14 protein-coding genes are annotated in these 17633 nt (G+C 58.0%); 6 read left to right on the top strand and 8 right to left on the bottom strand.

What is annotated here, in order from left to right; translation table 11 throughout:
* Positions 1 to 24: 24 nt before the first annotated feature.
* Both WCX18_RS08535 and WCX18_RS08540 read right to left on the bottom strand, forming a co-directional pair.
* On the bottom strand, positions 25 to 594 hold the full coding sequence (locus WCX18_RS08535; protein ID WP_345987187.1) for an ATP-binding cassette domain-containing protein: 570 nt from the start codon (positions 592 to 594) through the stop codon (positions 25 to 27).
* Positions 594 to 1826, bottom strand: coding sequence for a glutamate-5-semialdehyde dehydrogenase (locus tag WCX18_RS08540; protein ID WP_345987188.1), 1233 nt, complete (start codon positions 1824 to 1826; stop codon positions 594 to 596). The genes WCX18_RS08535 and WCX18_RS08540 overlap by 1 nt, the downstream gene beginning before the upstream one ends.
* Before the next feature lie 116 nt (positions 1827 to 1942).
* On the opposite strand from WCX18_RS08540, the gene WCX18_RS08545 reads away from it, so the two are divergent.
* Positions 1943 to 3151, top strand: a complete 1209-nt coding sequence (locus tag WCX18_RS08545; protein ID WP_345987189.1) for an MFS transporter — start codon at positions 1943 to 1945, stop codon at positions 3149 to 3151.
* Between the two features lie 86 nt (positions 3152 to 3237).
* Here WCX18_RS08545 and dnaK read toward each other — a convergent pair whose 3' ends face one another.
* Together dnaK and grpE are read right to left on the bottom strand one after the other, a co-directional pair.
* Positions 3238 to 5118, bottom strand: coding sequence for a molecular chaperone DnaK (dnaK, locus tag WCX18_RS08550; protein ID WP_345987190.1), 1881 nt, complete (start codon positions 5116 to 5118; stop codon positions 3238 to 3240).
* Positions 5119 to 5236: 118 nt separating this feature from the next.
* Positions 5237 to 5794 (bottom strand): nucleotide exchange factor GrpE, encoded by a 558-nt coding sequence (gene grpE / locus WCX18_RS08555; RefSeq protein WP_345987191.1) that lies wholly within the window; start codon positions 5792 to 5794, stop codon positions 5237 to 5239.
* 215 nt (positions 5795 to 6009) lie between these two features.
* Between grpE and WCX18_RS08560 the strand changes: the two genes are divergently transcribed.
* The 5 genes from WCX18_RS08560 to WCX18_RS08580 all read left to right on the top strand — a co-directional run bounded on the left by WCX18_RS08560 (position 6010) and on the right by WCX18_RS08580 (position 13311).
* Positions 6010 to 6405 (top strand): hypothetical protein, encoded by a 396-nt coding sequence (locus WCX18_RS08560; protein WP_345987192.1) that lies wholly within the window; start codon positions 6010 to 6012, stop codon positions 6403 to 6405.
* Positions 6406 to 6468: 63 nt separating this feature from the next.
* Entirely contained in the window at positions 6469 to 8442 is a 1974-nt protein-coding gene (locus WCX18_RS08565; protein WP_345987193.1) for a hypothetical protein, read from the top strand.
* Positions 8443 to 8553: 111 nt separating this feature from the next.
* Positions 8554 to 10908, top strand: coding sequence for an EAL domain-containing protein (locus WCX18_RS08570; RefSeq protein WP_345987194.1), 2355 nt, complete (start codon positions 8554 to 8556; stop codon positions 10906 to 10908).
* A 101-nt stretch (positions 10909 to 11009) separates the two neighbouring features.
* Positions 11010 to 12566, top strand: coding sequence for a SagB/ThcOx family dehydrogenase (locus WCX18_RS08575; protein ID WP_345987195.1), 1557 nt, complete (start codon positions 11010 to 11012; stop codon positions 12564 to 12566).
* A gap of 34 nt (positions 12567 to 12600) precedes the next feature.
* Positions 12601 to 13311 (top strand): DUF4230 domain-containing protein, encoded by a 711-nt coding sequence (locus WCX18_RS08580; RefSeq protein WP_345984727.1) that lies wholly within the window; start codon positions 12601 to 12603, stop codon positions 13309 to 13311.
* On the opposite strand, the gene WCX18_RS08585 is transcribed toward WCX18_RS08580, so the two are convergent.
* The 4 genes from WCX18_RS08585 to WCX18_RS08600 all read right to left on the bottom strand — a co-directional run bounded on the left by WCX18_RS08585 (position 13308) and on the right by WCX18_RS08600 (position 17580).
* Positions 13308 to 13880: a phosphoribosyltransferase family protein gene (locus WCX18_RS08585; protein ID WP_345987196.1), complete on the bottom strand. Its 573-nt coding sequence runs from the start codon at positions 13878 to 13880 to the stop codon at positions 13308 to 13310. The two genes, WCX18_RS08580 and WCX18_RS08585, sit on opposite strands and share 4 nt — an antisense overlap.
* A gap of 175 nt (positions 13881 to 14055) precedes the next feature.
* Positions 14056 to 15846 carry a translation elongation factor 4 gene (lepA, locus tag WCX18_RS08590; RefSeq protein WP_345990792.1) on the bottom strand — a complete coding sequence of 597 codons (1791 nt, stop codon included), beginning with the start codon at positions 15844 to 15846 and terminating at the stop codon, positions 14056 to 14058.
* Positions 15847 to 15864: 18 nt separating this feature from the next.
* The gene (locus WCX18_RS08595; RefSeq protein WP_345987197.1) at positions 15865 to 16791 is read right to left on the bottom strand and encodes a ribose-phosphate pyrophosphokinase; all 927 of its coding nucleotides are present in this window, start codon (positions 16789 to 16791) and stop codon (positions 15865 to 15867) included.
* A 120-nt stretch (positions 16792 to 16911) separates the two neighbouring features.
* Positions 16912 to 17580, bottom strand: a complete 669-nt coding sequence (locus WCX18_RS08600) for a ThiF family adenylyltransferase (protein WP_345984730.1) — start codon at positions 17578 to 17580, stop codon at positions 16912 to 16914.
* Between the last annotated feature and the right edge of the window lie 53 nt (positions 17581 to 17633).

Genomic DNA, 17633 nt, shown 5'->3' on the forward strand with positions numbered 1-17633 from the left:
ATAGAGGCCGCCCGCAGAGTGCGTTCAGCCTATTTGGACGATCTCGTCGGCGCACCAGTTGGCGAGGTCGATCTCGTGGGTGATCAGGAGCATGCCGACCTCGTCCAGGTGGCGCAGCAGCAGCTGCATCACGTCGAGCTGGATGACGTTGTCCAGCGCGGAGGTCGGCTCGTCCAGCAGCAGCAGCTTCGGTTTCATCAGCAATGCACGCAGAATGGAAGCGCGCTGGAGCTGCCCTCCGGAGAGCTCGTGGGGGAGTTTGTGCAGGAGCGCCTCGTCCAGCCCCATATCCTCAAGGTAGTGTTCCATCCCGGATGTATCCGCCACGTCCCTGATCTGGTTGAGCACCGTGTAGGTGGGGTGAAAGGAGCTGTAGGGGTCCTGGAAGACCATGGAGGCCGGCAGGGCTTCGATCCTCCCGGCCCGGGGACGGAGGTTGCCGAGGATGAGTTCGAAGAGGGTACTCTTGCCCGCCCCGCTGGGACCGACGATCGCTTTGATCTCTCCCGTGTCAAGCGAGAGGGAGAAGTCATGATAGAGCGGCTTCTCCTGCGTGTAGCCGAAGGAGAGCCTCTCAACCCGTAAAACCTGCATCAGCGGATCTGGCCGTTGCCGTAGATCTTGAACTTGTAGGTCGTCAGCCCCTCGATGCCCATCGGGCCGCGTGCATGCAGCTTGTTCGTGGAGATGCCGACCTCGGCCCCGAAGCCGAAGGCGCCGCCGTCGGTGAAACGGGTCGAGGCGTTGACGTAGACCGCCGCGGCATCGACGGCGTTGAGGAACCGCTCCGCCGTCGTGTAGTTCTCCGTCACGATCGCCTCGGAGTGTCCCGAACCGTGGCGGACGATATGGTCCACGGCGCCGTCGACGCCGTCAACGGTCCGGATATTGAGAATGTTCGCCAGGTACTCCGTGTCGAAATCCGCCTCCGTCGCCTCGGCGACGTCGATGATCGCGCGGGTGTCGCCGCACCCTTTGAGCTCGGTGTGCGCCGCGTCAAAAGCCTCTTTGAGCTTCGGCAGGGCATCGGCTGCTATGGCTTTGTCCACCAGAAGGGTCTCCATCGCATTGCAGACGCCTGGACGGTCGACCTTGGCGTTGACGGCGATCCGCAACGCTTTGTCCAGGTCCGCATCCTTGTCGATGTAGGTATGGCACTGCCCCTTGTCATGCTTGACGACCGGCACCGTCGCGTTCTCACTGACGTAACGGATCAGCCCTTCCCCGCCGCGGGGGACGATCAGGTCGACGTATTTGTCCATTTTGATCAGCTTCGCCACCCCTTCGCGCGACGCGTCCGGCAGCAGGGAGATCAGTGCCTCCGGCAGACCGTTGCGTTTCAACGTGGCGCGCAGCACCTTCGCGATGGCGGCATTGGAGTGCTCCGCCTCCTTGCCCCCTTTGAGCACGCAGACGTTGTTGCTTTTGAAGCAGAGTGCCGCCGTGTCGGAAGTAACGTTCGGGCGGGATTCGTAGATGATGCCGATGACGCCGATGGGGATGCTCACCTTCTCGATCTTGAGCCCGTCGTCGGTAACCCAGCCGTCGATGACCCGGCCGACGGGGTCTTTGAGCGCGGCGATCTCCTCGACGGCCGTCGCCATCGCCTCGATACGCTTCTCGTCCAGCAACAGGCGGTCTTTGAGTGCGCTGCTCAGGCTGTTCTCCTCCGCCGCTTTCATATCCAGCGCGTTGGCTTCGATGATGTCCATCGTCGCGGAGCGCATCGCCCCCGCCATCTCCCGAAGCAGGCGGTTCTTCTCCGCACCGCTCAGCAACATCAGTTCCCGGCTCGCCGCTTTCGCCTCTTCCAAAAATGCATTCATAGTGTCTCGCTTTTCCGTCACTTTTTCGGCCATTATACCAAAGGGAGGCTGTGCGGCGCGCTTCGGCCGTGATTACGCTACCATTCTTCCGTCAATCTTCCCCGGAGTATCCTCGCGTGAAACACTACATCGCCCTGTTGAAAAACGAACCGCTGCTGCGGCGCATCTCCTTTATCCAGCTTATCGCCTATTTCGGGGCCTGGTTCAGCAACGTAGCCATCTTTACCCTGCTGCTGGGGCTCGGCGCATCCCCCCTCGTCGTCGCCACCGTCGCGGCGCTGCACTTTCTGCCCGGGGTCCTGCAGGCCCCCTTCTCCGGGGCACTCATCGACAAGATCGCCCCGAAACGGCTGATGCTTGCCCTGCTGCTGATCGAGATCGTCACGACCCTGCCGCTGATACTGATCGACGACGCCGCGCACCTCTGGCTGCTTTTCGTGCTGGTCTTCGTGCGCATGGGGGCTTCGAGCTTCTACTTTACCCTGGAGATGGCGCTGCTGCCGCGCTTTCTGAAGGCCTCGGCGCTCAAGCACGCCAATGAACTGCACTCCATCATCTGGTCCGTCTCCTACACGGTCGGGATGGCGCTCAGCGGCATTGCCGTCTACTACCTCGGCGTCAAGACCGCCTTCCTTGCCGACGCCGCCCTCTTCGCCGTCGCGTTCGCACTGCTGCTGCCCGCCGTTTTTCCCCCGCACAAAGTGCGCGAAACGGATCGCTATCTTGCACTCCTCTCGCAGAGCGTCGGTTACCTCAAACGCAACCCCCTGACCCTGCATCTCATCATTCTGCATGCTTTTGTCGGTTTTACAGCCTTTGACGGCCTGGTCCCGCTCGCTGCGGAGGCCTATTACCTCCCGGCCGTCGCCGCGCCGCTGGCCATCGGGCTAACCCACGCTTTCCGCGCCCTGGGGCTGGTGGGCGGCCCGCTGCTGCTGGGGCGCTGGATCACCGTCAGAAGGCTTCCCCTGTTGCTGCTGCTGCAGGCCCTCTCCATTCTTGTCTGGGCGATGGCACTGCCTCACTTTTACCTGGCGCTTGCCGCCTCGATCCTTGTCGGCCTCAGCACGACGACCATCTGGTCATTTACCTATACCCTGCTGCAGCACCATACCGAAGAGGCCTACTACGGCCGTGTCATTGCCTATAATGACATGATCTTCCTGCTGACGGTATCTGCCGTCTCTTTTCTTATCGGTGTCCTGGTGGAGTGGGGGATGGGGCTGCAGGGTGTCATGGCCCTGCTGGGGCTTGCTTTTGTCGTTTCGGCGCTCTACTTCAGATGGATCAGCCGCCGCTTTGACCTGGAGGACCCGGGCGTGTAACCGCACCTTCCGCGTTCTGCGGGAAAGGGGCAAAAATAAGGAGAAAAAAGGAGGAGTACAGGTGAAGGGGCCCGAAGGCCCGGGGATTATTCGATTTCGGCGTCGATGACGTCGTCGTCGGCTTTCTTGGCACCTTCGGAAGCCGCGGCACCGCCCTGTTCCTGCTTGTACATCTGCTCGGCCAGTTTGTGGCTTGCTTCCGTCAGCGTCTTGAGCTTCTCTTCGATCTGCTCTTTGGTCGCGCTTTCGTCCTTGAGCGTCTCTTTGAGGGCACTGATCGCGCTTTCAATGTTGGCTTTGTCGCCGGCGTCGATGTTCTCGCCCGCCTCTTTCATCGCTTTTTCCGTCTGGGCGATCATCGCGTCCGCCTGGTTGCGCAGGTCGACAAGCTCTTTGCGCTTCTCGTCTTCCGCTTTATGCGACTCGGCGTCCTGAACCATCTTGTTGATCTCCTCTTCGGAGAGCCCTGACGAACCGGTGATCTTGATCTCCTGGCGTTTGCCCGTGCCTTTGTCGGACGCGGAAACGGTCAGGATACCGTTGGCGTCGATATCGAAGGTGACTTCGATCTGCGGAACGCCGCGCGGTGCCGCCGGAATGTCGGTCAGTTCGAACATACCGAGGGACTTGTTGTCCTTCGCGAACTCGCGCTCACCCTGGACGACGTGGATGGAGACCGCCGGCTGGTTGTCTTCGGCCGTGGAGAAGACCTGGGACTTCTTGACCGGGATCGTCGTTCCCTTCTCGATGATCTTCGTCGCGACGCCGCCGAGGGTCTCGATACCGAGGGAGAGCGGTGTAACGTCGAGCAGCAGGACGTCTTTGACGTCACCGCGCAGGACCCCGCCCTGGATCGCCGCACCGAGGGCGACGACTTCGTCCGGGTTGACCGATTTGTTCAGCTCTTTGCCGCCGAAGTACTCGGAGACCTTCTGCTGCGCCAGCGGGACGCGGATGGAACCGCCGACCATGATGACCTCTTTGATCTCGCCTTTGTCGAGGTCCGCATCTTTGAGTGCGACGTTGATGTGCGTCATCGTCTCTTTGATGAGATCGTCGATCATCCCTTCGAACTTCGCGCGGGTCAGTTTTACGACGAGGTGTTTCGGGCCTGTCGCGTCCGCCGTGATAAACGGAAGGTTGATCTCCGTTTCAGAGGCGGAAGAGAGCTCTTTTTTCGCCGATTCCGCCGCGTCTTTGAGGCGCTGGAGCGCCATCTTGTCCGCTTTGAGGTCGATGCCGTTTTCGGACTTGAACTCGCCGGCAAGGAAGTCGACGATACGGTTGTCGAAGTCGTCGCCGCCGAGGAAGGCGTTACCGTCCGTGGAGAGAACCTCGAAAGTCCCTTCCGCGATCTCGAGCGTCGTGACGTCGAACGTACCGCCGCCCAGGTCATAAACCAGGACGTTCTCTTCGCCTTTTTTGTCCAGACCGTATGCCAGCGCGGACGCCGTCGGTTCGTTGATGATACGCAGGACGTTCAGGCCCGCGATCGTTCCCGCTTCCTTCGTCGCTTTACGCTGGGCGTCGTTGAAGTAGGCCGGAACGGTGATAACCGCGTCGGTGACCGGCTGGCCGAGGTAAGACTCAGCATCCTCTTTCAGTTTGGCCAGGATCTTCGCGGAGATCTCCTGCGGCGTGTACACTTTGCCGGCAACGTCAACGGCAGCCATACCGTTTTTGTCGACGATCTTGTAGGTGACTTTGTCGTGCGCCTCTTTGGCCTTCTCTTCATTCATCATGAGACCCATGATACGCTTGACGGAGTAGATCGTTTTCTCCGGGTTCGTGATCGCCTGGCGTTTTGCCGGGTCACCGACGAGTACTTCGCCCTTATCCGTGAAGGCAACGACGGAAGGCGTCGTATTCTTACCCTCTTTGTTCGGGATGATTTTCGCTTCGCCGCCTTCATAGACTGCTACTGCGGAGTTTGTTGTACCAAGGTCAATACCGATTACTTTACTCATGTTATTTCCTTTTTACGGTTTTTCTTTTGTTTTACGTCGATGCCGGAAGCATCGATGTGCTTTAGCGCCTTAGCGGCGAGCGTAGGGAAACGGGACTTCGTTCCGTTTGCCGTTCAAATCAATTTGCAATGACGACCATTGCATCGCGCAATGTCCGCTCTTTGTACTTGTACCCCTTCTGGAAGGTACTGACGATTTCACCGCTCTCGTGGTCCGGGCTGTCCACCTGCTGTACCGCGTGGTGGACGTTCGGGTCGAACGGCTCCTCTTCGCCTACCGCCTTAATGCCGTGTTTCTCAAGCGCGCTGAGGAACTGCTTCATCGTCAGTTCGACACCCTCTTTCACCTTGGCCAGAAGCTCGGCGGCTTCCATCCCTTCGGCATCGGCGGCCTTGACGGCCATCTCCAGCGAGTCGACGACCGGGATCAGGTCTTTCGCGAACTTCTCCTGGGCATATTCGAGCGCCTGGTATTTTTCGCGTTCCAGACGTTTTTTGATATTGTCGAAGTCCGCGTGGACCCGCGTATATTTATCTTTGAGCTGATCGAGTTCCATCTGAACACGTTCAAGGTCCGAACCGACCTCTTCCGCCTCTTCGGAAACCATCTCCTCAATCATTTCTTCATCATTGGGCAAAGTTTCTTCACTGTTTTGCTTGTTTTCTTCCTGAGACATAGCGACTGTCAGACTCCTTTCTCTATGAAATCTGGACAAATTTTACCATATGAGTCTATCTATGTCAAGTACTGATTGTAAAGTTTGGTTCAATATACTTGAGCCAAACTGACTAAAGTGTATTTTTCATGCACTCCACCCCGCTTCAGAGCCCTGCAGGAGGGGAGATGGTACAATTCCACAACAAGTAGACCCGCTATGAAAAGGCCGTTTTTATGAGTATTTTTGCTTTGCAATCGCCGGCGGGAGGTTTTCTGGATGAGGATCTCAAGCACTTCAACAAGGAGTTCGACGACTGGTGCGTCCAGTTCGAAAGCTTCGAAGACGCCGAACTCATTGCCGGGACGCTTGACCGCCGGACAAGCGTGGATATCGTCGAAATCACGCCGCTTAGCTATCCCAAATACTTCTTTCATGATCTGCAGGGCACCATCCACGCGACGCGGCAGGTCGGAGACAATATCATCTGTATCGTCGAACCCTTTATGGGCTCCAACTTCCGCCTGGCCGTCTGCAGCCTGAAAACGAAAAAGACCCGGCTTACGCCAACACGCTACAAAAGCGCTTTGAGCGTGGAAGGCGCCTTTGCGACCTATATGCCGCAAACGTAAACCGACGGGCAGCCGATGCAGCGCTATAATAGTGCTTTGAACTCCCGGACGAAAAGGCCCCACATGCACCGGTTCACCCTGACGCTCATTGTCCTGCTTGCGCTCATTGCCATTGTACTCGTTCTCCCCTTCACGCCGCCGGGCAACCGTATTATCGCCGGCATGCTGCAGGAGAGGCTTCAGGATACACTGGCGCAGCCCGTTGACGTCACTCGGTTCAACCTCGGATGGAACCGTTTCAGCATCGATATCCTCCTCGACACGGCCGGTCATATCTGGGCGGAGGGGGAGTATTCGCTCTTTACGCAGACACTCTCCGCCCGCTACCGTGCCGATCTTCACGACCTTGCCGCCCTGAGCGGCGAAAAAATATCGGGAAAACTACAGACCGAAGGAACGGTGGCCGGCAACTTCGCCCTGCTTGAGATCAATGGAAACGCCGACCTCGCCCAAAGCGACACGGCCTACCAGCTGATCCTCCGTGACTTCACGCCCGGAGCGCTCACTGCCACCGTCCGCCATGCCCGCTTGGATCAGCTGCTTGCCCTTGCCGGTGAACAGCCCCTGGCTTCAGGAGAGCTCGATGCCAACGTGACGCTGCACTCCATCGACCCCGCTGCCCTGGACGGTACGGTTGACGCCCGTCTCGCGGACGGCGCACTCAACCGGGCACTCATTCGCAAGGTGTATGGCATGGAACTGCCCGACACGGCACTGAGTGCATCCCTGCAAGCGGCGCTCAAAAACGATGCCATTACCTATGAGACCAAAACCGATTCCGCCCTTGGGCACCTGCATTCCGACGGGCTCCTGACACCGCAAACCGGCGGAATGGACCTGCGCTACGCCTTTTCAATCCGGGAGCTCGCCCTCTTGAAGGGATTGATAGGGCGGACGTTGCATGGTCCGGTCGCCCTCTCCGGAACCGTGAAAGGCGACCATGAGCATCTTGATGCCACTGCGTCGGGAGAGATTGCCGGGGGCAAAAGCGCCCTCAAAGCCGTTTTCAAGGAGTATGCCCCGATCTCCGCCGATGTGACGGCCGAACATCTCAGGCTGGCGAAGCTTCTCACCATGCTCGGCTATCCGACAATCGCCGATGCCGACATCACCGGCCATGCCCTCCTTACCAACCTCCGGCCGGGTGCGATGCAGGGAACGATCACCGTTGACATGCAAAAGGGCAGAGCGAATGCCGCCGTATTGACCAAACAGCTGGGCCGTACCTTCCCTGAATCGGCCTTTACTCTCCGCAGCAACAGCCGCCTAAATGGTGACCTTGTCAACACCGAAGCGGCGTTCGACTCTGATCTTTTCACCCTCCGTTCCGACACCCTGCAATACGACGTCGCGCAGATGAAACTCTCCGCCGGCTACACGGCGGACATCCCGGACCTGCGCAGACTCTCCGCCCTGGCGGATCGGCCGCTGCAGGGGTCGGCAAAGATCACAGGGGACCTGACGTATGCCGAACATCTTCTGCTGCATGCGAACAGCAATCTTTTGAAAGGGCAGATCGCATCGACGCTCAACAACCAAACACTGACCGCGACCTTCAAACAGATCAGCACGGGACAGGCGATGCATATGCTCGTGCAGCCCGAAACTTTCGACGCCCGTTTCGACGGCACCCTCGACTACAGGCTTGACACCAAACGCGGCGAGCTGAAGGGTACCCTCAAAGAGGGAGCGTTTTCCCGCAACAATGCCTTCGACCTGCTGCGCCAATACACCAAGGTCGATCTCTACCGCGAACGTTTCAACGGCACGACGCTGGCCCGCCTCGACGATACCAGCATCGATGCCGACGCGACATTGTACTCCGACCTGGCCGCACTCCAGACCCGGCATGCGAAGATCGATACCGCAGCACAGACCGTTCGCGCCGATATCACGCTCGAAGCCGCCGGGGCCGTCATCCCCTTCCGGCTCAAAGGCAAGATTGCCCATCCCGGGGTCACCGTCGACGCCGGGAAACTGCTTGAAAAAGAGGCCGGGAAACAGGTGCAGCAGCTTTTTGACACCTTTTTCAAATAAAAAAACCCGTTCTCCCCTGCCGTAGGGACTTTTATGCTATGATTTGTTGTCTTAACATCCAATCACAGGGTAAAAGGCCGTGCGTAAAGTATCTTAGAGGAATGTGCAACAATGCGGCAATTTGACTTTGACAAACTGAAATACCTCTACGGCACCGTACCGGTTATTCTTGTCATCCATTTTTTCAGCGTCCTTCTTTTCAGCGTCATCATGTGGCACTACGTCGACAACCTCTCCCTGGCCGTCTGGGTCAGTGTCTCCGTCATCGTACTGCTGTTCCGTTTCTACCATTACCTGCTCTACAGTAACAGTTCCGATGAGGAGCTGCGCGCCCAGAGCACCCTCTGGCTGCACCGGTACTACACCTATGTCCTGATCGGCGGAGGATTGTGGGGAAGCACCGCACTGCTGCTTTTCCCGCAGCACGAGATCCTCTACCAGATGGTCGTCGTCCTCTTCATCCTCGGCCTGACCGCCACCGCACTGGGCATCATCTCCGCCTCATGGGAGCTGGTCGTCGCCTATGCCCTGCTCTCTTTCGCCCCGGTGATTATCCGCCTGGCCTGGATGGAGGACCCCCTCTACCAGACCATCGCCTACATCGTCAGCGCCCTGGGCATCCTGCTTATCTTCAGCGCCAAACATTTCGGCGCCGTCATCGATAATGCCATCTACAGCAAATTCGCCCTCACCCAGGCCATGTCCGACCTCGAAAACACGCAGGGGCGGCTGGTTTCCCTCCTGGACAATGCCCCGGTTGGCATCTTTTACTACGACCGCAGCCTGCACATTACCGATCTCAATAACCAGATGCTCAGGATGCTGCAGCTGACCGAACGCGAATCGCTCGTCGGCTATGATCTCAACAGCATTTCGGACAAGCGCATCCTGCCGGCACTGCAGCAGGTATTCGAAAATGCACAGGGACGCTATGAAGGGCCGTTCTACTCCTCGTTTTCGGAGGAGTCCTACTATATCGAGCTCTCAACCGTTCCCGTCACCGACAAAAAGCGGATGCACCAGGGGGCCGTCTGCTTTGTCAGGGACCTGACCCTGGAAAAAGAGGCCAAAGAGACAATCCGGCAGAACAGTTTTTACGACCCGTTGACCAAACTGCCCAACCGCAGCCTCATTACCGACCGTATCAAGCTCTCCATCGAGCAGAGCCGTCAGCACCACTTCCGTGCCGCCGTGCTCTTCATCGACCTCGACCACTACAAACATATCAATGACGACTACGGTCATTATATCGGCGATCAGCTGCTTTACCAGGTCAGCCAACGTGTGCTTAAACAGCTCCGGTCCGAAGACACCGTCGCACGCATCGGCGGCGACGAGTTCCTCGTCCTGCTCAACAGCCTGCCCTATGACTACACCGAAGCGGCAAGAGAGGCCACGGAGATCGCCGCCGGGCTGATCGACATCATCAACAGCCCGTTTACGATCGACGGAGAGACGGTAAGCGTTTCCGCCAGTATCGGTATCAATGTCTTCAGCGGGGAGGAGGACACCCTCCCTGCAACGGTGATCAAACGTGCCGACATCGCCATGTTCCAGGCCAAACGGACCGGCCGCCAGCATGCCGAGCTCTACCATGAGTCTTTCGAGAGTTCCCAGCACGAACTGCTTCAGATGGAAAAAGAGCTGCGCAGAGGGCTTGAAGAGAAGGAGTTCGAGCTCTACTACCAGCCCAAGGTGGCCATCGACAGCGAGAAGATCGCCCAGGTCGAAGCGCTCATCCGCTGGAACCATCCCGAAAAAGGGCTGGTGATGCCCGATGCGTTCATCCCCTATGCCGAAGAGAGCGGCCTGATCGTCAAACTCGGCGAGTGGGTGATGGAAGAGAGCATCAAACAGATCAAGCAGTGGCAGAAGAGCGGTGCGGCCAACGCCATCGAACGCGTCTCCATCAATGTCAGCTCCCACCAGTTCAACCAGCCCGATTTCGTCGACTATGTCCGTGCCCTGGTCGCGGGGAATGAGATCGCGCCGGATATGATCGAACTGGAGTTGACTGAAAGTGCCATGATCGACAATTCCCTCGGCGCCATCGACAAGGTCAAAGCCCTTGAAGCGTTCGGGGTGCATGTCGCCCTCGATGACTTCGGGACCGGCTACTCCTCGCTCTCCTATCTCAAACACCTCCCCGTCAGTGTCATCAAGATCGACCGTTCCTTCATCACCGATCTCAAACACAACGAGAATTCGATGATGATCGTCAAGACCATCATCGCCATCGCCAAAAGCATGGAACTGACCGTCGTCGCCGAAGGGGTTGAAACGGATGAGGAGCTGGAGATGCTCAAAACACTCGGCTGCGACTACTACCAGGGCTTCCTCTGCGAAAAAGCGCTGCCGGCGAAAAAACTCGAAGCGCTTATCAGTACGAGAGCGGGCAGCCTCAAAACCTTTCCTGCGGAAGAATCCCCCCTCCAAGTCACAGACACGCAGGACAATCAGGCGTGAGAGCATGCAATGCAAAAGGCATTCATCTTTAGGCGCTTAAATATTTTCCCCGTGCAGGGTTTCCAAGCCCCCTTTTAAAGGAGTTTGGGAACAATCTCCGCATGAATGCCCTTGCAACCATTTTCGAATACCACGACCGGACCAAGCACCACCCCAACCGCTATGCAGCATCGTTGGGCTATATGGACTGGGCGACACAGCCCGATCCCTACCGCCGCTTTGACGGGGCGAAGGGGATACCCCTTCCCCTTCCCTCCCCGCGGCCCGAACCGACCTATGCCGCTCTTTTTGAAGGGGTATCCTCCGAACCGTTGACATTGGAGAACCTCTCCGTCCTGCTGCGCTACAGCCTCGGGCTGGCGGCCATCAAATGCATCGGCAGCGACTGCTGGGCACTGCGCTGCAACGCCTCCAGCGGCAATCTCCATCCCACGGAAGGCTACGTCATCCTCCCCCCGATTGAAGGTGTCAGTACCCAAAGCGTTGTTGCCCATTATGCACCCATGACCCACAGCCTTGAAATCCTCCACACGTTCGATACTGATTTCTGGTCGGAAATGCCCGAGGGATCGCTACTGATGGGGCTCACCTCCATCGTCTGGCGCGAAGCGTGGAAGTACGGCGAGCGAGCCTTCCGCTACACCCAGCTCGATGCCGGTCATGCCCTGCGCGCCGTCCAGGTTTCGGCACGCCTCAACGGCTGGCATGCCGGCCTTTGCGACGCCTTTGAATCCGACATCCTCGATACACTGCTGGGGTTAAACCAGCCGAACCGCTTCCAGCCGAACGAGGAAGAGATCGCCGATGCACTGCTGCTTATCAGCCCTGAAAAAGGCGGTACAGTGCCCGACCTTGTCCCGCTGCTCGCCCGTTGCCGTACACCGTATGCGGGAACGGCAAACCGCCTCAGCCCCTCCCAGCACCCCTGGGAAGCGATCACCCTCGTCGAAAAGGCCACGGCTGCCGCTGTCAACCTCCCCGTAGAGACAGCATCCCACCCTTTCGGCAGTCACTGCAGTACCGCTGCCGAAGAGGTCATCCTCACCCGCCGTAGCGCCCGGGCTATGGATTTCGGGCGCACCCATATCAGCTTTGAGGCGTTCACCCAGCTGCTGCACGCGGCGAAGCACAGCTTTGAAGGCTTCGTCCCCGCTGCGTCCCTCGTCCTGTTTGTCCATGACATAGAGACGCTCGATCCGGGCATTTACCTCTACCTCCTGAACGACAGTTACCTGGATACGTTCAAAACATCTATGCGGAATGACTTTCTCTTCCGGCCGGCCGGAGAGCATCTCTATCTGCTCGAAACGGGCGACTTCCGTCCCCAGGCGAAGTTCATCTCCTGCAGCCAGGATATCGCCTCTGACGGCGCCTTCTCACTGGGCATGCTCTGCGAATTTGCCCCCCAGCTGGAGCGCTTCGGGCCGGGACGCTACAAAAGCCTCTACTGGGAGTGCGGTGCCATCGGCCAGCAGCTCTACCTCGAAGCGACCTCTCTCGGTCTCAGCGCCACGGGGATAGGCTGTTTTCTCGACGACGTCGTGCACCGGCTGCTGGGACTGGAGGGGAACGACTTCCAGAGCCTCTACCACTTCACCATCGGCCACGCCATTCCCGACCTTCGCCTGCAGACGAAACTCCCCTACAGCAGACGATAGCGCACTATTATCCGTGCTGAGCTACAATGGGGACATGGATAATCTCATTATGTTTTTCACCGGCCTCTTCCTTGCGGGGGGCATCGCACTGCTCGTCTGGTACCTCAAACGCAACAAGAAAGAGGGCCCGGCCAATGTTGCCCTCTATTCGACGATCGAGAAAATGGAGTCACTGGGGACCCTCAACGTCTACAAGGTCGTCACGAAGGAGATCGTCACGGCGTCGGATCATATCTTCGGGAACTTCGGGGAGAAGTATCTGCGCTGGCTCATCTCCAAGAAGAAACTGGCGATGATCTTCACCTTCGACATCGATTTCAGCTACAACCTCAAAGACAGCCATTTCGGCATCGAGGAGCTGGGCGAAGGGCAGTACCTCTTTAAAATGCCCGAGTGCCGCTATTCGCTCAGCATCAAGGATATCAGTTTCTACGATGAGCAGAACGGCAAACTGCTGCCGTGGCTGCTGCCCGACCTCATCGCCGGCGTCTTCAGCGACGGCTTCGACGAAAACGACCGCAATGCCCTGATCAGGGAGGCAAAGAAGCAGGTCTCCGCCATCGCCAACGGCATGATGATCGAACTGCTCCCCGATGTGCAGAAATCTGCCCGAACGACCTTAGAGCAGATCGCCTTCGCCCTCAACGCCGCATCGATCCGCTTCGACTTCTCCGAATCCCCGACGATTGAGAACACCGTCAACTATCTGCCCGAAAAGAAAGAGAACGAAGCCCTGCCCGCCTAACGCTCCGCGTCGGCCAGCGTCAGACAGAAGAGCACCTCTTTCCCTGCCATTTCCAGCGTCTCCACCGCCTGGGTCAACGTCAGTCCTGTTGTCAGAATATCGTCGACGAGGATGACGCTCTTTTCCGGGAACGGTTTGAGTTCAAACGCGCGCGGATGGGTCAGGCGGTACTGGAAATCCTGCCCGGAGTAGCGGTGCCCCGAACGGTCGCGCAGCACGGCATGCCGCGGTATCAATGTGTCGGTTTTCATCGCACGCGCCAGGATCGCTGTATGCGAATATCCGTGACGGACATGATCATCCACTGCAATGACGGCCACAGGTTCCTCCGACTCCAGCGAAGCCGCATACGTTGCAAAGGAGGCGGATGCCATGATCTTGTAAAGGTGGTAGCCGATGTCCGTGTGCTTCGTCAGCAGCAGCGGCTCGATCTCATCATATCTGTAAAAGGAGTGGACGGAGAGTTTCCCGACGATCTTGCGGGTGTGAAGGGAGGGGGCAAGATGTTCCTCACGGCAGCTCCTGCAAATGCGGCTTAACGACCACGATTCGCAGAGAAGGCATTTCATTTCATTTACGCCAAAGGAGCAAAGCCCCTTTGCCTACGTTAACACTGAGTTTGCTGTGTCCTCGGGCTATAGCCCTGCGAAATTCCGCTTCGCTGCATCGGTAGCAGGCGCCCTGGAGGAAGTGCCCTTGGGGTGCCCGCGTGCTATTCGCACTTTGCAGCCAGGCCATTTTGTATTAGTCCATTTTGAGGACGGACATGAAGGCCTCCTGCGGCAGCTGTACCTTGCCGATCGCCTTCATCCGTTTCTTACCGGCTTTCTGCTTCTCGAGCAGCTTTCGTTTACGGGTAATATCCCCTCCGTAACATTTCGCCGTAACGTTCTTGCCCATCGACTTAACGGTCTCTCGGGCAATGACTTTGTTGCCGACGGAGGCCTGTACCGCGACTTCGAAGAGTTGACGGGGGATGAGCTCTTTCATGCTCTTGACGAGCGCCCGGCCGCGCTGTTCCGCCTGTTCGCGCGGGACAATGACCGAGAGGGCGTCGACGACGTCGCCGGCAACACGGACGTCGAGCTTGACGAGGTCACCCTCTCTGAAGTCGATCGGCTCATAGTCGAAACTTGCGTACCCTTTGGAGATGGACTTGAGCTTGTCGTAGAAATCGACGACGATCTCGTTCATCGGTACGGAGTACTCCAGCAGAACGCGTTCCTCGTTGAGGTAGTCCATCTTCTCCTGCATGCCGCGCTTGGCGACGAGCAGATTCATGATATTGCCGAGGTACTCCGACGGGGTGATGACCGTCGCCTTGACATAGGGTTCCTCGATGCGTTCGATATGGTTTACCGGCGGCAGTTCGGAGGGGTTGTGCACTTCGATCTGCGAACCGTCCGTCAGAAAGACGTCATAGACGACCGAGGGGGCTGTGGCGATCAGGTCCATGTCGAATTCGCGTTCCAGACGCTCCTTGACAACCTCCATGTGCAGCATGCCGAGGAAACCGACGCGGAAACCGAACCCGAGGGCGACGGATGTCTCCGGTTCGTAGCTGAGCGACGAGTCGTTGAGGCGCAGCTTATCCAGCGCATCGCGCAGATCCTCGAACTTGTCCGTATCGATGGGGTAGAGCCCAGCGAAGACAAAAGGCTTCGCCGGCTCATAATCCCCGACCGGCTCTGCCGCAGGTCTTTTCGCATCGGTGATCGTATCGCCGACGTTCAGGGTCCCGACATCTTTGAGGCCGAGCACGACGATACCGATCTCGCCGCTGTCGATCGACTCGGTCTTCATCTTCTTGAGCGGGTGCGGGTACATGAGGTCGAGGACCTCGTGCTGTTCATTATTGCTCATCAGCTTGACGATCTGCTTCTTGCGGATATTGCCGTCGAAAACACGTACCAGCGCCAGCGCACCGAGATAGGGGTCGAACCAGCTGTCGTAGATGATCGCCTTCGTCGGCGCATCCGGGTCGCCCACCGGGGCGGGGATGCGGTCGACGATGGCATCGACAAGCTCTCGGATGCCTACGCCCGTTTTGGCAGAGACCATCAATGCGTCCGTGGCATCGATCCCGATACTCGTTTCGATCTCTTCGGCGACCCGTTCCGGCTCGGCGGCGGGAAGGTCGATCTTGTTAATGACCGGGAGCAGTTCAAGTTCATTTTCCATGGCAAGGTAGACGTTGGCGATGGTCTGCGCCTCGACCCCCTGTGCCGCGTCGACGATCAGCAGCGCGCCGTCAGAGGAAGCCAGTGACTTGCTGACTTCGTAACTGAAGTCGACGTGGCCCGGGGTGTCAATGAGGTTCAGGACGTAGTGTTCGCCGTCCTTGACGTAATCGAGCCGGACGCTCTGTGCCTTGATGGTGATACCGCGCTCCTGCTCGATGTCCATCGTGTCCATCATCTGCGATTTGAGTTCACGCTCCGTCACGGAGCCGCACTCCTGGATGATCCGGTCGGCCAGGGTACTTTTACCGTGGTCGATGTGGGCGATGATAGAGAAGTTGCGAATGTGGCTCAGGTCCATTGTGCTCCCTGCTTATGCGAACAGACTGTTAACGCTCTCGTTGTGGTAAACGCGGCGGATGACTTCGCCGAAGAGCGGTGCTACGGTCAGAACCTTGATGTTCGGGTGGGGTTTGGTCGCCAGGGAGTTGGAGATGATCAGCTCATCGAGTTCGCCCTTGTCAAGGTTCTCGTAGGCTTTGCCGCTCAGAACCCCGTGCGTCGCACAGGCCATGACGGAGGTCGCGCCCTTGGCTTTGAGCGCCGCTGCCGCTTTCACCATCGTCCCGGCCGTATCGACCATGTCGTCGATCATAATGACATCCTTGCCTTCGACGTCGCCGATAATGTTCATGACTTCGGCCACGTTTGCCTTTTCGCGGCGTTTGTCGACGATGACCATCTCCAGGCCCAGTTTCTCTGCGAAATAGCGTGCGCGTGCGACCCCGCCGATATCCGGGCTGGCGATGATCGGGTTCGGGAGGTTTTTCTCCTTGATGTACTGCTGGAAGATGATGGAGCCGTAGAGGTTGTCAACAGGGATGTCAAAGAAGCCCTGGATCTGGCCCGCGTGCAGGTCGATGGTCACAAGACGGTCGATGCCCGCCGTCTGGTAGAGGTTCGCGACGAGTTTCGCGCTGATGGGGACACGCGGTGCCGCTTTACGGTCCTGGCGTGCGTAGCCGAAATACGGGATGACTGCCGTAATGGAGCTCGCAGAAGAGCGGCGAAGCGCATCGGTCATGATGAGCAGCTCCATCAGGTTGTCGTTGGACGGGGCTCCCGTTGACTGGATGATGAACACGTCGCGTCCGCGGACGCTCTCTGCAATCTGAACGGAGATCTCCCCGTCGCTGAAACGTTTGATATCCGCTTTGGCCAGGGGGACGTCGAGGTATCTGCAGACCTCTTTCGCAAACTCTTCGCTGGCACTCCCGGCAAAAATCTTGTAACCGCGCATCGCACTTCTCCACATTGAAATCCGGTCTGCCCCGATACCCGTACCCGGGTCTCCGGCCATACCTGTTTTAAGTATGAAATTATAGCGTGCGCTGCTTAGCAGGGAGTAAAACAGCCGCCGTTATACAGGAAGGCCGAATTTCTGTGTCACGAGTTCGCCCTCGTCGTTGAAAAAGAGGTAGTAGAGAAAATCTTTTTTGACCGGCTGGCCCGCCAGGTAGCGCAGGGCCAGGTTCGCCTGCAGCGAGGCGATATGCATGACGATCGGTGCGGCAATCCCCGCGGGCTCTTTGAGCGTGATCTTGAACACATCGTTGAAAGAGGAGCGGTCGAAGAAACAGACCTGCCCGTGAAACGCTTCGACCGAACCGTAGACCCACGGCGTGTTGTGGATCTTGGCATATTCGTTGATCTGTCCCCGTGTCGGGAGGTTGTCCGTCGCATCGAGGATCAGGTCGACTTCGATCCCTTTTTTCGCGAAGGCGTTGAAGTCGCACTCATGGGCATACGCTTTCGTATAGGGGCAGCGGGCCTCGACGATGCCGGCATTGACGACGGCTTTGTTTTTGCCCTCGTCCCCCGTCTTGAAAGCGATCTGGCGGTGAATGTTGTGCACGCTCACCTCATCGAAATCCACGATATGAATCTCCCCGATTCCCGTCGCCCCCAGGGCAAACGCGAGCGAACTCCCCAGGCCGCCGCTTCCGATGATGGCGATCCGCTTTGCCTGCAGCGACTGCTGGACCTCTTCCCCCCAGAGTTTGATCTGACGATGGAAATAGTGCATCATTCTCCGCACCTCCTCAAATAGCTAATCGCACTGTAACATTAAAAAGTTTAATA

The organism is Sulfurimonas sp. HSL1-2, assembly GCF_039645565.1.
Taxonomy (GTDB): Bacteria; Campylobacterota; Campylobacteria; order Campylobacterales; family Sulfurimonadaceae; genus Thiomicrolovo; species Thiomicrolovo zhangzhouensis.